The 23,552-nt window shown below is 56.9% G+C and carries 18 protein-coding genes; 10 read left to right on the top strand and 8 right to left on the bottom strand.

The genetic code is table 11. The annotated features are described in order from the left end of the window. Positions 1-52 precede the first annotated feature (52 nt). Both WIR04_RS00315 and WIR04_RS00310 read right to left on the bottom strand, forming a co-directional pair. Positions 53-784 carry a LytTR family DNA-binding domain-containing protein gene (locus WIR04_RS00315; RefSeq protein ID WP_323945834.1) on the bottom strand — a complete coding sequence of 244 codons (732 nt, stop codon included), beginning with the start codon at positions 782-784 and terminating at the stop codon, positions 53-55. After that, positions 778-2,451, bottom strand: a complete 1,674-nt coding sequence (locus WIR04_RS00310; protein WP_338889629.1) for a sensor histidine kinase — start codon at positions 2,449-2,451, stop codon at positions 778-780. The genes WIR04_RS00315 and WIR04_RS00310 overlap by 7 nt, the downstream gene beginning before the upstream one ends. Before the next feature lie 168 nt (positions 2,452-2,619). Between WIR04_RS00310 and WIR04_RS00305 the strand changes: the two genes are divergently transcribed. Beyond that, a complete protein-coding gene (locus tag WIR04_RS00305) occupies positions 2,620-3,060 on the top strand; it encodes a hypothetical protein (RefSeq protein WP_338889627.1) in 441 nt (146 codons plus the stop codon). 34 nt (positions 3,061-3,094) lie between these two features. Here the strand turns inward: WIR04_RS00305 and WIR04_RS00300 are convergent, their stop codons facing one another. Both WIR04_RS00300 and WIR04_RS00295 read right to left on the bottom strand, forming a co-directional pair. Beyond that, entirely contained in the window at positions 3,095-6,676 is a 3,582-nt protein-coding gene (locus WIR04_RS00300; RefSeq protein ID WP_338889625.1) for an ATP-binding protein, read from the bottom strand. Between the two features lie 5 nt (positions 6,677-6,681). After that, positions 6,682-7,305, bottom strand: a complete 624-nt coding sequence (locus WIR04_RS00295) for a response regulator transcription factor (protein WP_025325232.1) — start codon at positions 7,303-7,305, stop codon at positions 6,682-6,684. Positions 7,306-7,896: 591 nt separating this feature from the next. On the opposite strand from WIR04_RS00295, the gene ecpA reads away from it, so the two are divergent. The 6 genes from ecpA to WIR04_RS00265 all read left to right on the top strand — a co-directional run bounded on the left by ecpA (position 7,897) and on the right by WIR04_RS00265 (position 15,364). Beyond that, positions 7,897-8,469 carry a common pilus major fimbrillin subunit EcpA gene (ecpA, locus tag WIR04_RS00290; RefSeq protein WP_338889623.1) on the top strand — a complete coding sequence of 191 codons (573 nt, stop codon included), beginning with the start codon at positions 7,897-7,899 and terminating at the stop codon, positions 8,467-8,469. Between the two features lie 59 nt (positions 8,470-8,528). After that, on the top strand, positions 8,529-9,188 hold the full coding sequence (locus tag WIR04_RS00285; protein WP_338889621.1) for a hypothetical protein: 660 nt from the start codon (positions 8,529-8,531) through the stop codon (positions 9,186-9,188). Positions 9,189-9,255: 67 nt separating this feature from the next. After that, positions 9,256-11,712, top strand: coding sequence for a fimbrial biogenesis outer membrane usher protein (locus WIR04_RS00280; RefSeq protein ID WP_338892667.1), 2,457 nt, complete (start codon positions 9,256-9,258; stop codon positions 11,710-11,712). 2 nt (positions 11,713-11,714) lie between these two features. After that, entirely contained in the window at positions 11,715-13,331 is a 1,617-nt protein-coding gene (locus tag WIR04_RS00275; protein WP_338889619.1) for a hypothetical protein, read from the top strand. 14 nt (positions 13,332-13,345) lie between these two features. Continuing rightward, positions 13,346-14,011, top strand: coding sequence for a fimbria/pilus periplasmic chaperone (locus WIR04_RS00270; protein ID WP_338889617.1), 666 nt, complete (start codon positions 13,346-13,348; stop codon positions 14,009-14,011). Positions 14,012-14,149: 138 nt separating this feature from the next. Beyond that, on the top strand, positions 14,150-15,364 hold the full coding sequence (locus tag WIR04_RS00265; protein ID WP_338889615.1) for a hypothetical protein: 1,215 nt from the start codon (positions 14,150-14,152) through the stop codon (positions 15,362-15,364). Between the two features lie 101 nt (positions 15,365-15,465). Here the strand turns inward: WIR04_RS00265 and leuE are convergent, their stop codons facing one another. Then, complete coding sequence (leuE, locus tag WIR04_RS00260) at positions 15,466-16,104, bottom strand: leucine efflux protein LeuE (RefSeq protein ID WP_338889613.1); 639 nt, start codon at positions 16,102-16,104, stop codon at positions 15,466-15,468. 222 nt (positions 16,105-16,326) lie between these two features. Here leuE and WIR04_RS00255 point away from each other — a divergent pair, with 222 nt between their 5' ends. Beyond that, positions 16,327-17,547 carry an MFS transporter gene (locus WIR04_RS00255; protein ID WP_338889611.1) on the top strand — a complete coding sequence of 407 codons (1,221 nt, stop codon included), beginning with the start codon at positions 16,327-16,329 and terminating at the stop codon, positions 17,545-17,547. A gap of 79 nt (positions 17,548-17,626) precedes the next feature. Here WIR04_RS00255 and WIR04_RS00250 read toward each other — a convergent pair whose 3' ends face one another. Both WIR04_RS00250 and ftnA read right to left on the bottom strand, forming a co-directional pair. After that, entirely contained in the window at positions 17,627-18,811 is a 1,185-nt protein-coding gene (locus WIR04_RS00250; protein ID WP_338889609.1) for an NAD(P)/FAD-dependent oxidoreductase, read from the bottom strand. Positions 18,812-18,966: 155 nt separating this feature from the next. Continuing rightward, complete coding sequence (ftnA, locus tag WIR04_RS00245; RefSeq protein WP_025325223.1) at positions 18,967-19,491, bottom strand: non-heme ferritin; 525 nt, start codon at positions 19,489-19,491, stop codon at positions 18,967-18,969. Positions 19,492-19,700: 209 nt separating this feature from the next. On the opposite strand from ftnA, the gene WIR04_RS00240 reads away from it, so the two are divergent. After that, positions 19,701-21,476, top strand: coding sequence for a diguanylate cyclase domain-containing protein (locus tag WIR04_RS00240; RefSeq protein ID WP_338892665.1), 1,776 nt, complete (start codon positions 19,701-19,703; stop codon positions 21,474-21,476). Between the two features lie 16 nt (positions 21,477-21,492). On the opposite strand, the gene fabV is transcribed toward WIR04_RS00240, so the two are convergent. Next, positions 21,493-22,680, bottom strand: coding sequence for an enoyl-ACP reductase FabV (gene fabV / locus WIR04_RS00235; protein WP_338889606.1), 1,188 nt, complete (start codon positions 22,678-22,680; stop codon positions 21,493-21,495). Between the two features lie 378 nt (positions 22,681-23,058). Here fabV and WIR04_RS00230 point away from each other — a divergent pair, with 378 nt between their 5' ends. Continuing rightward, on the top strand, positions 23,059-23,493 hold the full coding sequence (locus WIR04_RS00230; protein WP_025325220.1) for a universal stress protein: 435 nt from the start codon (positions 23,059-23,061) through the stop codon (positions 23,491-23,493). The last annotated feature ends 59 nt before the right edge of the window (positions 23,494-23,552 follow it).

Genomic DNA, 23,552 nt, shown 5'->3' with positions numbered 1-23,552 from the left:
TCCCGCCGACCGATTAAGGCATGAAATGCAGATCGGCGGGAATGAATGACAATCAGAGCCGCATCAGCTGACGGAACGCCTTGATGTTGCTGCGGCTGACCGGCACCTCGAACGGCAGGTCATGGAGCCGGATGAGATAGGTGCTGTTGAACCAGGGCACGATCTCGCGGATCTTGTTGATGTTGACGCAGTAGGAGCGGTGGCAGCGGAAGAACCCCTCGGCAGGCAGCCGGCTGACGAACTCGCTGAGGGTCATGGTCATCACATAGCGATCATCGCGGGTGTAGACATGAGTGAGCTTCTCGTCGGCTTCCGCGTAGTAGATCTGCTCGCAGGGGGTGACGATGATGCGCTCCCCCTTCACCAGATTGACGGTGCGATTGTGCGGCGTGCCCGGCTCGCTCCCCTGCCCCGCCTGCGACTTGCCCGCCAGCTCCAGCTTTTGCAGCAGACTGATGAGGCGCGGTTCGTTGTAGGGTTTGAGGATGTAGTCGAACGCCTCCAGCTCGAACGCCTCCACCGCAAACTCCTTGTAGGCGGTGACGAAGACGATGTGGGGCGGATGGCTCGACTTGTGCAGGTTCTTGGCCAGCAGCAGGCCGTCGATGGAGGGGATCTGGATGTCGAGGAAGACCACGTCCACCTCGTGATCCTGCAGGTATTTGAACGCCTCCAGCCCATCCTCGAAGCTCGCCACTATCTCGATGGTGCTGTGCTGCCCTACCAGGTAGGCCAGCTCCTCGCGAGCCAGATATTCGTCTTCCACAATGATGGCACTCAGCATGGCATCGACTCCTGATCCGGCAGATAGAAACTCACTTCGGTACCCGGCTCCAGCCGCTTGAGGTGCAGGCCATCACCATAGAGCAGCTTGACCCGCTGATGCACGTTCATCAGACCGATGCTGCGGCTCTCCACCCGACCGGCGGCGACCCCATCGATCACCTCCTGGCTGATGCCGTAACCGGTATCCCGCACCGCCACCCGGATGCCGCCCGCCAGCTGCTTCACCTCGATGGTGACCCGACCCGGCGCGCTACGGGGCTGGATGCCGTGCAGAATGGCGTTTTCCACCAGCGGCTGCAACAACAGGCTCGGCACCTGAATGTGTACATCGTCCACCTCGAACACCACCTCCAGCTTGTCACCGAAGCGGGCCTGCTCGATGGCCACGTAGTCGCGCACCTGCTGCAGCTCCTCCTGGATGTCGATGAGGGTATCCCCCTTGTTGAGGTTGTAGCGCAGGTAGTCAGCCAGATTGGCAATCAGCTGGCGCGCCTGCTGGGGGCGAATGCGGATCAGCGACGAGATGGCATTGAGAGCATTGAACAGGAAGTGCGGGTTGATCTTGCTCTGCAGCGCGGTGAACTCCGCCTTGCGGGTCATCTCTTTTAACTGCTCGATGCGAGACACCTCCATCTGGGTGGAGATGAGCTGGGAGAGGCCCACCGCCATCTCCCGCAGCGAACTGGTAATGCTGTGGGTGCGGCGGTAGTAGATCTTGAGGGTACCGCTCACCGAGCCGTTTTCCCGCAGCGGAATAATGATGACCGAGTGGAAGTCGGCTAGATGGTACTGGCGCAGATCGTTGTTGATGATGATCTGGTCGAGCAGCACCGCCCGCTGGGTCATGTCGCTGATGGCGTGGTGCTCGTCCAGCTCGTAGTAATCCTTGCCCACCCCGACATAGGCGAGCACGTCGCGGGTGTCGGTGATGGCCACCGCGTCGGCACTGATCTCGCTGCGAATGATGGCGCAGACCTGGCTCAGGGAGTGGCGGTCGATGTTCTGGAAGAAGGGTAGCGTCTTGTTGGCGATATCCAGCGCCAGCTTGGCCTGCTTGGCGGCAATCAGCTCCTTCTCGTCATCCAGATCCTGCACCAGCTTGATGATGAGGCCGATGCAGAGCGCCCCGGCGATCATCGGGTAGGCGATGTGGCTGACGATCTCGACGCCCACCGCATGGGGCTCGGTCAGCAGCCAGATGAGCAGCATGGTGAGCCCTTCACACAGCATCCCCGCCAGAATGCCGTACAGCCAGAGCCGCGACTTGCGACAACGCAGGTGCAGCCAAGTCGCCAGCAGGCCGGCGATGATGCTGGCGATGAGGCACGGGATCGAGGTGTGGCCATCCATGTCGATGAGATAACGGTGCAGACCCGAGATGACCCCGGCCGGAATGCCGACCCAGGGGCCAAACAGGATACCGCCGGCGATGATGGCGATGATCCGCACGTTGATCAGAGCCCCCTCCACCGGGATGCCGGTATAGGTGCTGAACACCGCGAACAGGCCGAAGATGGCAGCCACCAGCAGCAGCTCCGCCGGAGTGTGATCCCGCTTCTGGAACAATCGCTGGAAGGGCCTTGTACGGGTCAGGAGGAAGAGCGTCATCAGCATCAGCGCCGCCCGTTCAAACACCGCCAACAACATCATCTGATTTTCGAGCAAAACAAGATCCCCGGTAAGTGGCATGAAAGCACCAAGGTGCAGGATGATACCCCTTATCTTCTGTCAGCTCATGGTGAATAGCAGGTCTCGAACTTAGCTTTCGCCCCTGGATGCCGATAGAAAGAGGAACCCCATCAGGGGGAGCCTCGTTGCATACAGGAGATAGTTATGTCCAAAAAAATCATGGCGCTGGCCTTGTTGATAGGATGGAGCGGACTACCCGCTCATGCGGACACCCAGGCAAGCCAGCTGACCTGGCAGGCGACCGCCAGCAAGGACACCAGAATGGAAATATCACTCACCCATCCCGGTCACCAATACGTCAACTCAGGCCAGACACTGCATCCTGTTCATACTCTGGCGGCCGATATCAGCCATCCGGAATTCAATGCAACCTATCAACTGCAAGCTCGAAAACTGTATGGCAAGCTGTCGCAGCCAGGCGGCAACCCGCTCAATCTGACCTTGAATGGGCAGCCGCTTTCAGCAACTCACCCCCTGACGCTGACGCAGGCCACCCGCTACTACCTCAGCTATCAGGCCGCCTCGGCCAAGCCCGACCAGGTCGGTGAGGCCGCCTATGAGCTGATGGTGTACTGGCTAGGTTGATCAACCGAAGGCATGCCGGTCATGCCTTCATTCTTTACTCCGCATTCTGGAGTTGGGTGGCTGCCAGCCTGACGACCTCATAATCTTTCCGCAGACGCGCCAGCGCTATCGGCAACGTCCGCTCGTCGAGAACCCAGGACTCGATCTCGCTGCAGGTAGCAACCAACTGCAGTGTCCCCATGATCCTGGCGCCTCCTTTCAGCCGGTGCACCCTATCCAGGAATTGAGCGGCAGCCCCCTTCTCTGCTGCATTCTGCAACCCCAGGAGGTCATCGTCACTGGCACGGACAAACTCGGCCAGCAAGGGAGACATCAAGGTAGACTGGTGCGCTGTCAGCGGTCCCAGGTATTGCCTTATCTCCTGCATGCAGGTGGCAACATCAGCCTGCTCTTCCCGTTGCATATGCTGGCGCAGACAGTGGCCGAGCGCCTCCAGCCCGACCGGCTTGAACAGGCAGTCATCCATGCCGGCAGCCTGACCTTCATTGATCTGCTCCTGACGAGCATCGGCCGTCAGGCCCAGGATCACGCAAGGCCGCCAGCCATGACGCCGCTCCTGTGCACGGTACTGTCGCGTCAGCTCGAACCCGTTCATGCCCGGCATGTTGAAGTCGGTAATGACGACATCCACCCGGGTATCCGCAAGCAGCCGCAAGGCCTGCTCCCCTGACTCGACAGCCGTGGCGTCATGCCCCAGATAGGCAAGTTGCTGGGTGACCAACAGCCGATTGGCCGGATGGTCATCGACCACCATCACTCTTAACCGCTGCCCTTGCTCCATGGCTCTCCCCTGGGCGGGAGGAGCAGGCACCACCACGGCATCAGCGAGGGGCAACTTCATCTCGACGCAGACTCGAGTACCATGCCCGGGCTCGCTCTCGAGCAGCAAGGAGCCTCCCATCGATTCGCAGAGGGTACGGGAAATCATCAGCCCCAGACCGGTTCCCGATTGCTGGATATGCTCCGGCTGGCTGGCTTGACGGAAGGGCTGGAACAGTCGCGCCTGCTCTACCGGATCAATCCCTATTCCGGTATCCCTGATGACCAGTTGCAAGGTACACCAGCCATCACTGGCCTGTGACGCCAGGGTCACTTTTACCGATCCCTGCTCGGTGTACTTGATGGCGTTGCTGATCAGATTGGAGAGTATTTGCTTGTAACAAAGCCCGTCTATCTGCACCCAGTGTGCTTGTCCTGTAATGAGCTCCAGCCGCAGATTCTTCTCCCGGGCCAGGGCATTGAATACGGTCACGACAGACGCCGTAAGAGCCGCTATGTCATGAGGCTCCGGTGCCAGTTCAAGCCGACCGGACTCTATCTTGGAGATATCCAGAATGTCGCCGATCAGGCTCAGCAGGTCTTTTGCTGACCCATGAGCAATGGTGAGTGAGGATTGATCTTCTTCATGCAGGCGGCCCCGCTTGAGAGCCAGCTCCAGCAAGCCGATGATGGCATTCATGGGGGTGCGTATTTCATGGCTCATGGTCGCCAGGAAGGTCGTTTTGGCACGATTGGCCTCCTGAGCCTCCTGGCTGGCCACCGCCAGTTCATCCAGCAAACGCACGCGCTCGCTCACATCGATCCAGCCGCCAATCCCCCCCTGTACATTGCCCTCCAGGTCGTAATAAGGCTGAACCCAGTGATACACATCCACCACGCCTGTCGCCATGACCAGCCGATGGTCTCCCTCTTGCGCGAGTCGCGCTTCACGGGAGAGAGTCAGGTCTGCAATCAGGGGGGCGAGAAAGGGCCAACGCTTGCGATCTTCATCCAGACTTGCACCCAGCAATCTGGCTTTGGGTTCACCAAAGAAACTCGCATAGCTGCTGTTGCAGAGGAGCAGCCGTCCATCCTGGTCCCTCGCATAAATTGGATGAGGTGTCCCGTCCACCAGATCGGCGATGAACTTGAGCTGGGTGCTCAGAGCCCCCTCCACCAACCGCCGCTCACGAACCTGTTTGCGCAGAGACAGACCCCACAGGCTGACCCAGATGGTCAGCAACAGGATCAGTGCGATGAAGACCCCGAACTCCCGTAGCAGTTCCTGCCAGGAGATAGCCTCCTGCTGAGCACTCACTCGCCAGCGGTTGGACAGCCCTTCCAGCTCATCCGGCGGTATGATGGCAATCACCTTGTCCAGAATATCCCGCAGCATCTGATGGTCAGGGGAGACCGCCAAGGCGGCACTGATCGGAATGGAATCGAACAATTCCCCCGTGATGAACAGGCTGTCGGGAAATTTGCTGTTGATGTAGTACTTGGCTACCCGCAGCGGCAAGACAGTCACATCACACACCTCAGTAGCAACACAGCGCAGCGCATCTTCTATCTTGTCGAACTGACGTGTTGTCAGCTTGCCATATTCAGCCTCTATGGCCTGGGTCGAGATAAACCCCCGGATCACGGCCACTGTGCCGGACTTTAGCAAGGCCTCCGAAGACGTCTCTCTATGCCGCAACCCCACCACATATGACAAAGGATCGAGAACAAAGGCCCTGCTGAACAGATAGCGGTTCCTGCGCTCCGCTGACGGGCTCAGCACACCCGCATCCACCTGGCCGCCATCCAGCAACTGGGTCATCTGCTCGGGCGTCTTGACCGGAACGACCTCGATCTCCACCCCCAGCTTCGCCCGAATGACCTGCAGCAGATCGGCGACCACCCCATGCATGGTGCCAGTGACATCGAGAAAGCTGAGAGGTGGCACGCCGCTATTGACCGCAATCCGGATTTTCTCCTGCTTGCCCAGCCACTCCCACTGCGCGCTGGTCAAGCCGACCTTGCTGGCACCAATGGACAAGCCCCCCCCATTCCAGCGTTTGGCCACTTCCGCCCGCTTGCCCTCGAGGATTTCTCGCAGTGCTATATCTATTATTCTCTTGAGCCGTCGCTCCTTGGGGTTGAGCGCAAAGGCAAAACCATCGGTATCGATATACAGTGGCTTCAATAATTGAACGCTGTTCTGGTAAAACTTGTTGACAATAAAATTCCCGGAGATCATGTCAACCATGACGGCATCCACTTGGCCATATGCCACCGCAGAGAGTGCGCTATAACGGGAGGGATATATTTTTACTTTGTAGTCTGACAAATACCGCATGATGTCCATAAACGGCAGATAATACTCCGGCACGGCAACCGTCTTTATTTCTCGCTCTTTCACTCGAATGTTTTTATAGATGGCCGGGTCATCCGCAATATATTTATCCGTTAATAAAAGTTGCTGCTCTTGCTCATAAGAATTTGAGGCACTCAGCAGGTCGATCTCCCCTCGCTTGAGTGCCTCTATGGCCGCCGCTCGGGAGGGATATCCTTTCACCATGATTTCGATGTGCAGCAAATGGGTCAGCATACCAACGATGTCGGCCGTCACCCCCTCATAAGCATTGGCGCGCAGGGTGATGTCCATGGGGGGATTATCGGGTCTTGGCACCCCCATGATCAGCCGCTCGCGCTCCTGCAGCCAGCGCCACTCTTCCCCATGCAATGGCAGGGGGCTGGCATCCAGATATTCCCCGTCATCTCGCGAATAGACCTGGAGCAGTGGATCTTCCTGCGCATTGGCCGCGCACGGCCACGCACAAAGCAGAACGAGGAAGAGCAGCAGGGATTTCATCGCTATCACAGCAACTTCTGCCGTCTGGCCAGACTTATCAGGTCGATGATGTTGGTTATATTGAGCTTTTTCATCAACCGGGTCTTGTAAGTGCTGACTGTCTTTTCACTAAGCAACATGCTTTCTGCAATCTGCTTGTTAGTCTGGCCCTGACATATTTGAAGCAGCACGCTCAACTCGCGGGAAGAGAGAGTGGACAGCAGATCCTCACCATCGACCGTATGGGCATGCCTGGCGCCTGCAATCACCTCTCGAGGAAAATAGAGCTGTTTCTTTTCTATTTTTACAATTGCATCCTTCAATAAGTACAGATCCTCCAGCTTGGACAAAAAACCATCGGCACCGGCTTGCAGGCAGCGCACCATGACATGGTGGGTAGATTGTGCGGACAACACCAAAATCTTGACCCCCATATCCAGTTGCTTGAGTCTTTTAATCACCTCAATACCGTCCAGCTGAGGAATTCCAATATCAAGAATGACGATATCAGGTCGATTGTTTTTGGTCATGGCGATCGCATCAACACCATTATCGACCTCGGCTAAAATAAGATGTCCATCCTGCTTCAGAAGCATATTTACAGCCATTCTTATTGCAGGATGATCATCTACTATCACTACCTTCGCCATATACATGCCTTCTTTTTCGTCCTTTCCGAAGAGTATATTAACTACAAATCAAACAGCTACACCATACAGCCTCTTGTTGTTCACAATATGTTACAAAAATATAAGTCAGCGTATTTAGAAGCGAATATTCATTATAGCCTCCTTATTTTTTATCTATTTATCAATCGATTACATTTAGTGCAATCCATACGAATCTCTCCCATTGCCAGATTACACCCCCTCTCTTCACTCTCCTCTGTCATTTCTCATCCCCCCTGAAAAAGCCAGAGGAAAAAATGAAAAAAACATATAAATCAAATACATGACAACCGTTCCCACTCAGAAGAAGAAGCAAGAACCACAATCTTCTGAAGTTTGCAGCCCATCACTCTTTGGGATTTTTCCTACACAGCATTCGATCGATCCAGGCAGGTCTGATCGCTATCTTAGTCGGCGAAGAAATGAGCTGGACAACGGAACCATATGTTCCAGTGTCCGGCAGCAACCCTTGGTCAAATTGGCCGATGGGACGGCAGAGGAAAGCACCAGTGGTGCAATGAATCAAACAGGTGGCCATGGCCACCTATCGGGAAACGTGTAGGAAATACCAAGATGAAAAAGACTCTGATTGCACTGACAGTTGCAGGCCTGGGCTTTGCCGCCGCCACTCAGGCAGCCGTTGAAGCGTCCGCAGTAGCAACCTGGCAGGCCACCGCCAAGAAGGACACCACCTCTGAGCTGGTAGTCACCCCGCTCTCCAGCCTCTCCTTCCAATATGCCGAAGGGATCAAGGGGTTCAATACCGTCAATGGCCTGTTTGATGTCGCCATCAAGGGGGATGCCAGCGCGACCTCCTTCACCCTGAAGGCGAAGAAGCTGAACGGCACCCTGAATCACCTGGGCGGCGACTCCACCGTCGATGTGGGCGTGCTGTGGGGCGGCGCACCGGTCAGCACCACCGCCTACACCACACTGATCGATACGGCGGCCGGCATCACGGGTGGCAACCTCTCCCCCATCGCCAATGGGTTCAAGGACGACTCTCAGCGCACCACTGCACAGGGCTCTTTCACCTTCAACATCGAGAGCGCAACCACCGGTGGCAGCACCACCACCTTTGATGCCCTGCCAGACGGTCTGTGGAGTGGTGAAGTCAACGTCGAATTCGTTGCTAACTGGGTCTGACCCATCCACCGCACACCATTCAGGGCCCCGCGGGGCCCTTTTCAATCCCGGGAAATATCATGAACCTGAAAGTACTAGTGCCATGGCTGCTGCTCATTCCTGGTCTCAGCCAGGCAATCAATGTCGGCGCCGTGACCACCTTCATCGATGCGGGCAGCCAGGAAGTAGCCAAGCAAATCGAAAATGACAGCGATCAGGCCCGATTGGTCACAGTCACCGTAACGCGTATCTCCTCTCCGGAAGAGGGTGGACAGGAGATGTCGATGGAGGTCGACGGTGAACTGATGCTGTCACCCAGCCGACTGATGCTGCCCGCCAACGCCAAGAACAACGTGAGGTTCTTTTACAAGGGCCCGCAGGATGGCAAGGAGCGTTACTACCGCATCCGCTGGCTGGACACGGCACTCTCCGTAGACGATCAGCGCAACGAACGCAGACAGGCTGTGGCCACCACCTCAGCCCAGATAGGCACCATTCTGGTGGTCACGCCGCGCCAGCAGCAATTTGCCTACGACCTGAAGGGCGACACCCTGACCAACAAGGGTAATGCCTCTTACCGCACAGTTGCGTATGGACCCTGCCTGAAAAGCCAGGAGTTGTGCAAGGAAACCTACTACGACCTGCCGGGCAAGCAACGCAAATTCAAGCAGGTCAACATGAGTGACAAAAAGAGCCATTTAGGCCTCTGGTTGGGTCAGGAATTCGTCGTCGTCAAATAACCTTTGTGCTGGTACTGCCTTCACCATCCCGTCGGGTGGCGGTGTCCCATTGCCGAAATCTGGAGCCATGGTGCCTGATATGTTGAAAAAAGCCTGCCTGTTGCCACTCTTATGGCTGATTGCGATGTCAGTCTCTGCCAGCACCTCTCCCCTCAGGATCGCCAACGTCATCATTCCTGCCAGCTTTGCCAGCGCGCTGGAAGATGGGCTGGCGGTGCCAGTACGCCTGCAATACACGGATGAGAGCAACAGGATCGACACCCAGACCGAAGATTCTATCGGCAATGCAACCCTGTTGCTTCAAGACGGCAGGCTGCATTTACTGCACATTGATTTCAGTGCCGGACAGCAACAAGGTGTGCTGAATGACACACTCACCGCCATGCTCTCCAGTCAGCAGAAGCGCACCTTTTCTGCTGAAGGCAGCTTGCAGATCGATACCAATGCGACCATGCAGCTGGACCTGGTCGCCATGCTGCTGACGATCCGGGTTTCACGGGAAGCATTTGGCCAGGTCAAACAGCCAGACAACAGCGTGGCGCTGACCCCGACAGTCGATACCTTGACAGGCGTGCATCGCTACAACCTGGGCTACTCCTTTATCAACAACCAGCAAAGCGGTCACAGCGACTCCAACTTCCTGCAACTGGACAGCACCGTCGGTCTGGGTGCCCATCATGTGGCCATGGACGCCTCCCTTTACAACCTGGGTCAACCGGAACAGAGCGGGGATATCTACCGCGCCATGTACGAGCGGGACCTAGATGATCGCCGGATGGCGGCTGGTATGGTGTCCACCTGGGACTTGCAGACGCTGGGAGTGGTGACGGGCCTGACCACGGGTCGTATTTACGGGGCATCGTATGGCAACCAGGCGCAATCTCGCAAACAGGCAACCAACGAGTCAACCACGCCGGTACAAGTCTTCATGCCTGCCAATGGCGAAGCCAGGGTATACCGCGATGAGCGCCTGATTGGCCTGCAAAACCTGCCCATCGGCAACCAGAACCTCGATACCTCTTCGTTCCCCAACGGGGTCTACAACGTCACGGTCGAAGTCTATGTCGATGGGCGTCTGACCAGCACCACCACCCAGCGTGTGACCAAGCTGGGCGGCAACCAGGGTTTTACCCGGGAGTGGGGATGGCAATGGTGGGGAGGCATGATGGAAGCGACCCAGAACAACGGCGATTCTCCCCTGCTGGGCCTGTCGCTCGCGCGTTCGCTGGACACCCTTGAATTGGCCACCACAGCCTACGCCTTCAAGGAGGCGGCTGTGGGCGAAGCACGAGCAAGTTGGCAACCAACGGAGCGCCTCGGCACCCAGCTGCAAGGCATGCTGGCCTCCGACCATTCGTGGCGACTTGCTTCCAGTCTCTCCCTGCAGGTCCATGACAATGCCTCCTTGTGGGTCAGCCAGGAAAAACTGGAGGCTGGGAACGCCTTGACGGTGGGCGAGGCCGAACTCTACTCCGCCGGCATCACGCTCAATATGGGTGGCTGGATCGGCGGCCTTGGCCAGCTGACATTCAACACCATGCACGACCGCCAGATGAGCAGCGACCGCAGCTATGTGGACTACTACCAGCACCTTTATGCTGGTCGCTACGGCAACCTGTCGATGCGCGCCAGCCTGCAGAGTGACAGTGGCACTCTCAATGGCTTCAGCAACAAGAGCATCACGCTGGATTACTCGATTCCATTCGACAACCTGTTCAGTTTCGGCATGAGCAGCAATGAGCAGGGTCAGACAACGGCCAACCTCGGCTACCAGAAGCGCATGGATGGCGTCATCAATCTGGCGACGTTCAACGCCTCGCGCATGGTGCACGGTAGCGATGAACACAATATGGCGCTCTCCGGCACCCTGGGCTTCGAGCACAGGGCCATAGGTGGCTCAATGACGCTCGGCCGTGGCCATGGTGGGGACATGAATGGCAACCTCATTGCACGGGGCGCTCTGATCACCACGGAGAGTGATGTTATTGCATCGGGCAGGAGCACCTCAGGTGCCGGTTTAATCATCAATACCGGGATCAACCGTGAAGGGCAGATGATCGCCAAGGTGAATGGGCAAGACTATCCCCTGCAAGGGGAACAGGCATTCCTCGCGCTCTCTCCCTATCAGGAGTACGAAGTTGAGCTGCTAAACAGCAAGACGGGCAAAGACAGCTACGACATCAATACCGGCAGGCAGCGCTACACCCTCTTTCCCGGCAACGTCGCCACTCTGGATGCCGGCAGCAGCATCAAGGAGATGGTCACTGTCTTCGGCGTACTCAAAGCAGAGGATGGGTCACTGCTGGCCAACGCCCGCATTGACAACCATATCGGCACCGCTGTCACCAACGAAACCGGCGAGTTTTCTCTGGATGTGGATAAAGCCAATCCCATGCTGACCTTCCGCCAGGGAAATGATTTCTGTGAAGCCGAGCTGGATCTTGAAAAACACACGGGCGCAGTCTGGGTCGGGAGCGTGACCTGCCAGGGGCTGCCCACCTACGCCATGGTTAGGGAGTATTGATCATGAACATCACTCACAGATTGCTATTGGTCATTGCGCTTGGCGCTGGCTGGGCTCAGCAGGGCAGTACGGCTGTCATCAAATATAATTTGGCCGATGCAGATCTGCGCCATTTCCTGTTTATTGAAAACCAGGAAGACCATAACTTATTTATCACACCAACCGATTATTTGGACCCGCGTCTATCGGGCGGCAATTCTTGGACATCCGATTCCAGGCAGGTCAGCTTGGCATATGCGGATAATGGCCATAACTACACTGTCACAAACTATAATATCGATATGTGGGAAAGTGGCCCTATTCATCACCCTTATGTCAACCAGCGTTGTATCAAGAGCTGGGCTGGCTGTGACCCGCAGACCGCAGAGGCGATCAACAAGCCGGCAGTAGTAAATGAGACTGGTTTTTTCGGATTAATGAAGGCGGCCACTGGATATGCCCATGCAAAATTAAGCTCCAGCTTCTTTGATTACCTTCGTACCATGCCAGCGGGTACTACATTGAATAGAGAAATGAATCTATGCATGACTACCAAGACATATAATGCTGCGGTAGGGGATCGCTGTATCAATCAAGATAGCGGAACCTGGTATGTAAAAAAAACGCGACATAAAAAAGCCGGGCACCTGCGTTTCATACAGACCAATGCTATCAGTGAAGTCATTGTCGATAGTAATGGCATGCCATATGTGCTACCCGGTTCTCAAGGCTGTGAAAATTATCGACTGGGCACTCGAGATGGTGTTCTGTGCCGTTTTCTTGATTACGATTTCACTCAGGATGGTAGTCAGTCGCTCTCAGACCCATATGTTTATACCAATATTAAAAACGCAGTCCTCAACAGTGCTATTGTGGGTGCAGATGTACAAATGAGCACGAATCTTACCAATTGGGCATATAAGGGAGCTGACTACAATATAAGTTACCTTAGAGGTCAATCTTCTATTTATCTTTTTCTCTCAAGCAATTTTTTCAAACAGGTGGTTAGGCTGGGGCTTCAAGAGCAACTGACCAGAAACATGATTAACTTCAACATGAGAAATATCAAAGCACCGGAAAGCGGATTTTATGAATTTAGTGGGACGACTGAAATAATCATCAAACCACGGGATTTCAGCGTCTCTATTCTATCTTCAGAAGGTGTGAGCAATCCATACAGGGAGGGCCATGTAGGAAAAGACATATTGAGTTTTTCTTACAATATCTCGGATAGTGGTCCCATCAGTGCCGACATGCTCGAGATTTTCGTTTCACAAGATAAGGGTGCGCCTTATCAGGGATATTGCACTTTTTATCCTGCCGGACAATCTGCACCCGAACAGGCCGTCCCCATTCCTGCCAGACTGGTATTCGACTCGACCACCCATGGTGTGGCCTCACGACATGCCATTCGCTGCGATCGGACCCCGGTAGATATACGTACATTGGGCATACAGGACAACCAACCACCGCAGGAATGGAACGATCCGGTCAACGGCAAAGGCATCACCCGGTTTTATAAACTGGCGCTGGAGTTCGACCTGACCGACCCCATGGTGCAAGGCACCGTTGGCAAGGAGATGTGGGAAGGTGAAGTAGAGCAAAGCGGCACCATTACCATAAAGGGAACCTGGCGCTGATAACGGAGAACAGCATGTATCGTATTCTTTGGCCTTTGCTGGCTGGCGCCTTGGCCTCACAGGCCATGGCCATCGACATAGGCGCCATGACCATTGCCATGGCGCCGAAGGAAGACTTCATCACCCGCACCGTCACCAACAACAGTACCTCGCCCAAGGTGTACGAAGTGCAGATGGAGAAGATCAGTGACCCCACGGCCACAGGTCAGGCGGTTCCCACGATTCCGGGTGAACTGCTGTTTGCCCCCAAGCGCTTCACGCTACATGCCAAACATGCACAGAACGTCAAGTTCTACTACAAGGGTCCGGCGGATGCCTTGGAACGTTACTATCGCATCACCTTCACAGAGTCACCGGCTGCCCAGATTGATGAAGGTGGCCAGACACTGCGCCGTGGTGCAGTAGAGGTGAAGTTGGCACTGCAGTCCATCTTGGTCGTTCGCCCGCGTCAGGTTCATTTCAACTATCAACTGAATACTACCCAGCATTTTATTCGCAACTCCGGCAACACTTATTTTGAGTTCATGATCAAACAAGGTTGTGAACAACCAGACCATGATGCTGAGAGTAAGTACTTATTACCAGGGGAAATTTATCACAATAGAAAAATTGGTCAGTTAGGTAGTCAGCACATTATTATTTATCAACATAAATTTGTATCTTTAGGAAAAGATTGTTAGTCCTAATAAGCATTTTAGATATGCTGATCGAATAACAAGCGTAAAAATAAAAACAGAAAAATCCCACAACAACATCTGTTGTAACTATGGGGGATTCATAAAAAATAACACCTCACATTAACCATGGATGATCCAGAAATGAAAAAGCTATCTTTAACAAGTTTTTTACTCTCAACAAGTATGCTGCTCACCACATCCTTACACGCCGCAGTTTCTGAACCCGTAACACTAGTCGAGAATATAAAAAAAGTTTTCCCGGGAAGCCATATCTCTTCTGCTTACGCAATACGAAGTACTGACAATGCTTTGCTCAAAATAGAGCAAAATAACATTGTAAATACAGGTATAGTGAGTAATGATTTAATCAAAGTACTGTCCTCTTCTTTTAGTAGCTTTGCTGCCTTTACTTCATCTGGTGAAGTTTTGACCCACACCGATAGTCTGAATGGCCCTACAATTATTTCGGACATTATCGACTTACAAGCAATGCAAGGAGGGTTCGTAGCACTCCGTAGTAATGGGACCATTGTCACTTGGAGTGAACAAGTCCCTCCTTACCAATGCCAGTCTCATCTAAACAATGTAAAGAAAGTCACTTCATCCCCTCAAGCATATGGCGTTGTCGCTCTACATGGTGATGGGACCATATCAGCATGGAGTTATGATATCTGCAGCGGTTTCTCCATAAAAGATGTTAATGCCATTGATGTCGCCGTTGGTATTTATGGTTTCACAGTGCTAGATAGCGAGGGAGTCGCATATACGTATCCCTATGACACGCAACATTTAATGTCCCAAGTAAGTAGTGTTGACCGCCTTGTGAGTGGTAATAATTATGGGTTGTCAATCAGTAGTGAATATATTGATTGTGGTGGCGCATCAGCCAATATTAATGGAAAGGGAAGTTTAAAGGTGGTAACTGCTTTCGGGACAGGGATGATGATGTTACAAATGTCCGATGGTTCGGTGTCTCAGGCTCACTGCTATGGCAACGCTATAAATGAGCAATCGCAGGCAACTATAAAAACACTGACCAATATTAAGTCCATAATCAGTAATTACAGTGGTTTTGCAGCAATTGATACTGCCGGTGACTTGTTCACATGGGGTGGTTACAGTAATGAGTATGACGACAACCTGCTTGATATAAGCCGGCATAATATAGCATCCGTGACACCCATGCTAAACTCATTCGCCGCGCTTAAATATGATGGCACGGTGATCGCTTGGGGTGACCAAATGAATATAGAAAATGGCTCCCAGCGTCAACTTCGTAATATTACCGGAATATATCCCTCTGCAGGGCAATTTTTAGCGCTGTCGAAGGGTGGCACACTCTATGCCTTTGATTGACGAAAAAGCCGGGAACACCCGGCTTTTTTGAGTCTAAAAATGGTCACCAAACACTGCACGATTGATTACTTCTCCTCCGAAACTAACTCTTGCAGAGCAAATCAAGAGGAGAGAGTCGCCAGCCGTGCCGCGAAGCCCATGAAGAAGAGGCCGATCAGGCCGTTGCCCAGCTTGGCGAGACGCACCTTGCGCGCAAAGAAGCGCGCCATCAGGGTGCCACCGAAGATCAGCAGAGTGAGGTAGACGAAGCTCATGGCCTCCAGCATGCCGGCCAGCACCAGATAGGAGATCCAGGTGTGGGCATAGCTGAAGTCGATGAACTGCACGAAGAAGGAGACGTAGAAGAGGATCGCCTTGGGGTTGGTGAGGCTTAAGGTGAGGGCCTTGGAGAAATAGCGCTCCCCCAGCTCCACCGCGAACTCCTGCCCTTCGCCCTTGGCAATGAAGTTGGCATGGAGGATCTTCACCCCCAGATAGAGCAGATAGATGGCGCCGAGGTAGCGCACCAGGGTGAACAGCAAGGGGGTGGTGCGGATCAGGGAGGCAATCCCCAGGTAGGCGCAGAAGATGAGGATGGCATCGCCGACGAAGACCCCGAGGGCGGCGCGATAGCCAGGTCCTATGCCCCGCACTGCGGCGGTGCGCAGCACATAAATCGAGTTGGGGCCCGGCGCTATGATGATGAAGAAGAGCCCCACCAGATAGGTCCAGACGTTGATGACTCCCAGGCTTTCGAACATGTTCCCTCCATGGCGGGCGATGGGCCGGATAGCGGCGGCAGGCTTTCTATACTAATCCGCCACGCGCCAAGCACAAGATCTGACCTGCCATCCACACACCTTCAGCATGAACGGCTTGCACGCCGATCGAGGGCAGCCCCGACGTTCACCCACTTTGGTTATGTCCAGACGCACCGGGATAAGGCATGGTAGAGGGAGTATGAAACCGCAGATACCTCACCCATGGACAAGACCTTGAGTACCGACACGCCGATCGCCGCCCTGCCCTCGGCCGACCCCCTGAACACCACCACTTATCCGGTGATTGCCGCCATCAGCTTCTCGCACCTGCTGAACGACATGATGCAGTCGGTGCTGCTGGCCATCTATCCGTTGCTGAAACTGGGGCTCGACCTGTCGTTCACCCAGATAGGGCTCATCACCCTCACTTACCAGTTCACGGGCTCGTTGTTGCAGCCGCTGATCGGCCTCTACACAGACCGCAGGCCCATGCCGTATTCGCTGCCCCTCGGCATGGGCTTCACCCTGATCGGCTTGCTCTCCCTGTCACAGGCGGGCAGCTTTGGCGCCGTGCTGCTGTCGGCCATGCTGATCGGCATGGGCTCGTCCGTCTTCCACCCGGAATCCTCCCGGGTCGCCCGCATGGCGGCCGGCAGCCAGCCGGGCTTGGCCCAATCCCTGTTCCAGATCGGCGGCAACCTCGGCTCGGCCATAGGTCCGCTGCTCGCCGCACTCATCATAGTGCCGCAGGGCCAGGGCAGCGCGGCCTGGTTCTCGCTGTTCGCACTGGTGGGCGTCATGGTGCTCTGCCTGGTCGGGCGCTGGTCCAGCCATCACGGGGCCAACTTCCACAAGCGGATGAAGGCCCATGCCGGCAGCGGCCTGAGCCGCCGCCAGATCGGCTGGTCGCTGGCCATCCTGGGCCTGCTGATGTTCTCCAAGTTCTTCTACATGACCAGCCTGAGCAGCTATTACACCTTCTATCTGATGGACAAGTTCAACCTGTCGCTGGATAGCGCCCAGTTCCATCTGTTTGCCTTCCTGTTCGCCGTCGCAGCGGGCACAGTGCTCGGTGGGCCTGTCGGTGACCGCATCGGCCGCAAGCGGGTGATCTGGATCTCCATTCTGGGCGTCGCCCCCTTCACCCTGCTGTTGCCCCATGTCGACCTGTTCTGGACCTCGGTACTCTCGGTCATTATCGGCCTCATCCTGGCCTCGGCCTTCTCCGCCATCCTGGTCTACGCCCAGGAGCTGGTGCCCGGCAAGGTCGGCACCATCTCCGGCCTCTTCTTCGGCTTCGCCTTCGGCATGGGGGGCATAGGCGCCGCCCTGCTGGGCCAGCTGGCCGATGCGACCAGCATAGAAACCGTGTACCAGCTCTGCGCCTACCTGCCGCTGATCGGCCTGCTGACCGCGTTCTTGCCAACCCTTAGAAAGGGATAGCGAATGCCCCGCAAGGGATACAGCCCATAAAAAACGCGGCCTGAGCGGCCGCGTCTGAGGTAGAGCAGAACAAGGGGAGTCAGCAGTACTGGCCCGCCACCCAGCCCGATGACCAGGCCCACTGGAAGTTGTAGCCGCCGAGCCAGCCGGTCACGTCCACCACCTCACCGACGAAGTAGAGACCGGGCACCTTGCGCGCCTCCATGGTCTTGGAGGAGAGCTCGTTGGTATCCACCCCCCCCAGGGTCACCTCGGCGGTGCGATAGCCTTCGGTACCGTTCGGCAGTATCTGCCAGTCCCCCAGCAGGGTGGCCACCGCCTCCAGCTCCCGTTCGTTGTACTGGCGCATCGGCTTGCTATGGAGCTGCCCCAGTTCCACCAGCTTGTCGACGAAGCGCTTGGGCAACTCGCGCCCCAGCACTGTTTTCAGCTCCTGGGCCGGGTGCGCCAGCGCCCAGGCCTTGAGGGCAGCCGCTATATCCAGCTCGGGCAGCAGGTTGATGTGGATCTTCTCCCCCGCCAGCCAGAAAGAGGAGATCTGCAGTATGGCGGGGCCCGAGAGACCGCGATGGGTAAACAGCATGGCCTCCTTGAAGCGGGTACCATCCTCGGCGGTCACCGCCACCGGCAGGCTGACCCCCGCCAGATCGGCGAACGCCTCTTTCTCGGCCTGATGCAGGGTGAAGGGCACCAACCCGGCGCGGGTGGGCAGCACATTGAGGCCGAACTGCTCCGCCAGCTTGAAGCCGTAGGGGGTGGCGCCGAGTTTCGGCATGGAGAGGCCACCGGTGGCCACCACCAGCGACTGGCAGGCGATCTCTCCCTGGCTGGTGGTCAGCACGAAGCCCTCTTCGGTCTTGCTGACGGAGAGGATCTCGGTCTGGCACTGCAGGGTCACCCCGGCCCAGTCACACTCGGTGAGCAGCACCTCGACTATCTCCTTGGCGCTCTCGTCACAGAACAGCTGGCCCAGGGTCTTCTCGTGATAATTCACCCCGTGCCTGTCCACCAGATCGATGAAGTCCTGCTGGGTGTAGCGCGCCAGCGCCGACTTGCAGAAGTGCGGATTGCCGGAAAGGAAGGCGTGGGGACCGGCCTGATGGTTGGTGAAGTTGCAGCGACCGCCGCCGCTGATGAGGATCTTGCGGCCCGGCTTCTTGGCGTTATCCAGCAGCAGCACGGATCGCCCCCGATAACCGGCCTGGGCCGCACACATCAAGCCGGCCGCCCCGGCCCCGATCACCACCACATCACACTGCTTCATCATCACGCACCCATCAAAAGAAAAACGGCCCCTGTTGTAGAGAACCGTTATTGTCCCGGCTGGAAATCAGCTTCTTTCCCGTCAGTATCAAAAAAAACGGCCCCAGTCATAAGGGGCCGTTATTGTACTGGCTGAACACTAAGTGTCCACGACTATCAGGCGTTGCCGTCCATGATGCTGGCAGGGGCGCCTTTGGCCAGCTCGGCCAGCTCCTTGTCGATGAAGTAGAGACCTTTGCCATCTTCGCCCACCAGCGACAGACGATCGACGATGCTCTTGAACAGCTTCTCCTCTTCGTGCTGCTCGGCCACGTACCACTGCAGGAAGTTGAAGGTAGAGTAGTCCTGGGTGGTGAATGCCACATGGGCCAGGCCGTTGATGCACTTGGTGATGTGGTACTCGTGCTCCAGGGTGGTGCGGAAGATGTCCCCCAGGGAGTTGAACTCGTGGGGAGGCGCATCTATGGCCCCCAGCAGCGGCATGCCACCGGTCTCGCTCACGTAGGTGAACAGGCGCTCCATGTGCTGGCGCTCCTCGGCGGCGTGCTTGCGCAGGAAGGTGGCAGCCCCTTCGAAGCCCTTGTCCTCGCACCAGGCGCTCATCTGCAGGTAGAGATTGGAGGAATAGAATTCAAGATTAATCTGCTCGTTCAACTTCTCGATCATGGCTTTGGCCAACATGATGATTCTCCACTGTGATTTGGTCACGATTGTCGCCACTGTTGCATCCTGACGCAACCAGATACGGCGGTCAGCACTCGCAGTTGTGACCCGGACTCGCCTCATCCTGTCCCCCATACGGTTATAGAGAAGCAAAGAAACATGGTGTAGGTGGCGTCAGCCATTATGATGGCGCCAGTGGTCGGGGAAAGGATTCAATGAGATTCATTATGGCACTGGCGCTGCTCTGGATAACCCAGTTGCAGGCCACTCCCTCCTTGCTGGAAGAGGCTGAATTGCAGGCGGCGCGGGATCCCGTCGGCTATCTGCAGCGCCTCGACGCCAGCCCGCAGCAGGACATGGAGCTGTTCCACGCCAGAGCCCTTGCCCAGGCCGCACTGGGACGCTACCAGCAGGCCCTGCTGGACAACGCCCGCGCCCGCGGGCTGGCCAGTGCCCAGCAGGAGAGCCGGCGCCTGCTCGACTTCAGATTGCAACAGATTGCCCTGACCCTGGATACCGAGGCCCCCGAGCAGGCCCTCCAGCTGCTGACCCAACTCAGACCGGCCATCCTGGGCCATGTCCAGCAGGAGTCCGAGTGGCATGCCCTCAATGGCCTCGCCCTCTACCGTACCCAACAGATGAGGGAGGCGATCGCCGAGCTCAAGACCGCCTTCCAGCTCAAGCAGAAAGGGCCCAGAAGCGCCCTCTCCACCCTGCAGTGTGCCCGCCTGATGATGACCCTTGGCAACCTCTATGCCGATCTCAGCCTCCACCAAGAGGCCGAGACCTACTATCAGGATGCCCTCGGGCAGATGGTGCGACTGAACGAACCCAACAGTCAGGCCATCATCCGGGCCAATATGGCGCGGCTCTACATCGACATGGGGCGCCCCGACCGGGCGAGCGAACTGCTCGATGCCCTGCTGGCCACCCCCGGGCTCTCGCCCCACTATCGCGCCATCGTCCTAGGCTACAGGGCCATGGTGTTCAACGCGCAGCGAGACTGGCACTCGGCCTGGCAGAGTCTGGAGGAGGCGCAGGCCATCTATGAGGGGCTGGGCTATCCCCAGGCCGCATCCCGCCTGACCGAGATCCGGGCCAGAACCCTGCAGGGACGGGGGGAGACCCAGCTGGCCTTGCAACTGCTGACGACCCAGCCAGGCCCGGTCAGCATAGAGGGCAAGGCGATGCAGGCCAGACTGCTGGCAGATCTGGGACGCTATCCCGAGGCTTACGGTGTCATGACCCGCTACATGCAGCACTACAGGCAGCACTTCAACCAGACCCTGAGCCAGCATGCCGCCGCCTTCCAGGTCGAGATGGACCTGGCCCGCAGCGAGGCCAGCAACCTGGCGTTGCAGCAGGAGAACGAGAACAAGCGCCAGCAACTGCTGTATCAGCAGAGTGCCCGCTACTACCAGCTGATGCTGGTCGTCCTGCTGATCTGCGCCCTGATCCTGCTCGGGCTCACCACCCACAGGTTGCACCGCAGCTCGCGCCACCTCTACAAGCTCGCCACCTTCGATCAGCTGACCGGGCTGCCGAACCGCCGCGCCCTGCTGGAGCAATTGGCGCAGCAGTGGCAGCTGGATGCGCCACTGACCCTGCTCATCATCGACATCGACCACTTCAAGCAGATCAACGACAGGCACGGCCACCAGACCGGGGACCAGGCCATCCAGCAGCTGGCCCGGGAACTGAAGAGCTGGGCACCTGACCTGCAACAGGTCGGGCGTTGGGGAGGGGAGGAATTTCTGGTGGCCATGACGCAGGACGGCGCCACCTGCTGGCGGCTGGCCGAACAGCTGAGAAACCGGATCGCCTACCTGGCCGCCCCCCACATGACCATCAGCATAGGGGTGGCGGAGCGCTCACCGGACGATGACAGCCTCAGCCAGCTGATCCACAGGGCCGACATGGCCATGTACCAGGCCAAGCGCCAGGGGCGCAATCAGACCATACTGGCTCCGGCCCCCAACCAGCCAGCCTGCAACGTCGCCTGAACCACCAGCGCCCAGATCAGGGCAACAGCTCGGTCAGGGAGGCGACATCCACCGGCGCCCCATAGTCGACGCCCGGCAGCTCGAAGCCATTGAGCTCCATGAAGTCCTGGCGCAGCCCGGCGAAGTCCCCCAAGGCGTGGAAGTTGTCTGGCGTCACCTTGGACCAGAGCGCCGAGACGGCGGCCTGAATGGCCGGATCCAGCTCGTGGTCATCCATCCGGATCAGGCGGTTGCCGTCGGCCACCACCCCATGGGGCCCGTACATCTTGGCGGCAAACAGCCGCTGCATCTGCTCGATGCAGCCCTCGTGCACACCCCGCTCCTTCATCACCCCCATCAGCAGGCCCAGATAAACCGGCAACACAGGAATATAGGCGCTCGCCTTGGTCACCAGCGCCTTGCAGACCGACACCCAGGCGTGACCGCCAATCTCGGCCAGCTGCAGGTTGATGGTCTCGGCGGTGGCGTGCAGATGCTCCTTGGCATAACCGATGGTGCCGTCTCTATAGAGGGGATAGGTGGATTCAGGGCCAATGTAGGAGTAGGCCACGGTTTGCACGCCTGGGGCCAGACAATCGGCCTGCTGCAACGCCTGCATCCAGAGCTGCCAATCCTCGCCCCCCATCACTGTGACTGTGTCGCGGATCTCCTCAGGAGTGGCGGGAGACAATGACTGCTGCACCAGGGTGTCCTGCTCCAGATCCAGCCCCCAGCCGCTAAAGGGCTGGCCGGTGGTCTTGAGCACCGAGCGCACCTGGCGACCATCCGGCAACACCCGGAGGCCGCTCGCCAGGGAGTAGACCACCAGATCCACCTGCCCCAGCTGCTGGCGGATGCAGTCGATGGCCTGCTGGCGCAGGGCGTCCGAGAAGGCATCGCCGATCAGGTTGATGGCGATGCGTCCCTCCTGCTCCGCCGCCTGGCGAAACCAGATGTTGTTGTACCAGCCCGCGCTGCCGAGCCCCTTGTCGGAAGGCCCGCGCTCGAACGAGATGCCCAGGGTATCGGCGCCGGCCCCGAAGGTCAGCGCTATGCGCGACGCCAGCCCGAAGCCGGAGGAGGCCCCCAGCACCAGCACTCGCCTGGGCCCGTTGAAGGGGCCCGCCGCCTTGACGCTGGCGATCTGCTGCTGCACGGCGGTGCGGCAGCCGATGGGATGGCAGTTGCGGGCCACGCAACCCTGGATCTGAGGATGAATAATCATGAGAGACCTCCGCTTGAATTGGCTACAGCATAGCCATGACGGAGCAGATTACCTTGATATAAAGGGGGTCGGAGCAGAGAAAGGAAGGTAGAAAAACAAGAGGGAGCACAAGGCTCCCCAAAGCGTTATTCAGATGCTTTTTGTTGTGTTGTGTTCATTGCGAAGCACGGGCACATCCTATTCCCCTCCCTGGGTCGGGGCAATAGAGTGGCTGTGATCGGCTTCAAACTCCTGTTCAAAATATGTGCGACTCTTTATCCGCAATGGCAACCAGGGAGTACGGGCTTGCCATGCAAATCCTGAAACTGTGGTGACATCGCCGTTTTAGTTTCAGCGGACATTGGTATAGTGAACCCAGGATCAGTGAGGAGAATTCCCATGAGTGGAACCTATTACAAGCACATACTGGCGGCGATCGACCTGTCGGAAGACAACCGCAAGGTGATCGACAAGGCGGTCGACCGGGCCCGTTCCAATGGCGCCAAGCTGTCGGTGATCCATGTGGACGTGGACCTCAAGGATCTCTACACCGAGATGATCGATATCGATATCGACAACGTGCAGGATCAGGTGATCGCCGAAGCGAAAGAGAAACTGGAGGCCTTCCTCGCCTCGGTGGACTACCCCATCGAGAAGAAGCTGGTGATCTGCGGCGATCTGAGCGAGCGGGTCAATCAGGCGGTCAAGGATTACCAGATAGACCTGCTGGTGTGCGGCCATCGCCAGAGCTTCTGGAGCCTGCTCACCTCCAGCGCCCGTCAGCTGATGAATACAGTACCCTGCGATCTGCTGGTCGTCCCCTTGCAGAAGTGATCAAACAGGCGTAGCTTGATTTGCCATGAACATGACCATCGTCAATCACAATTACTGGT

This window comes from Aeromonas rivipollensis, assembly GCF_037811135.1.
Lineage (GTDB): Bacteria > Pseudomonadota > Gammaproteobacteria > Enterobacterales > Aeromonadaceae > Aeromonas > Aeromonas rivipollensis.
The sequence above is the reverse complement of the archived record's forward strand: the minus strand, read 5'-3'. Positions and strand labels throughout refer to the sequence as shown.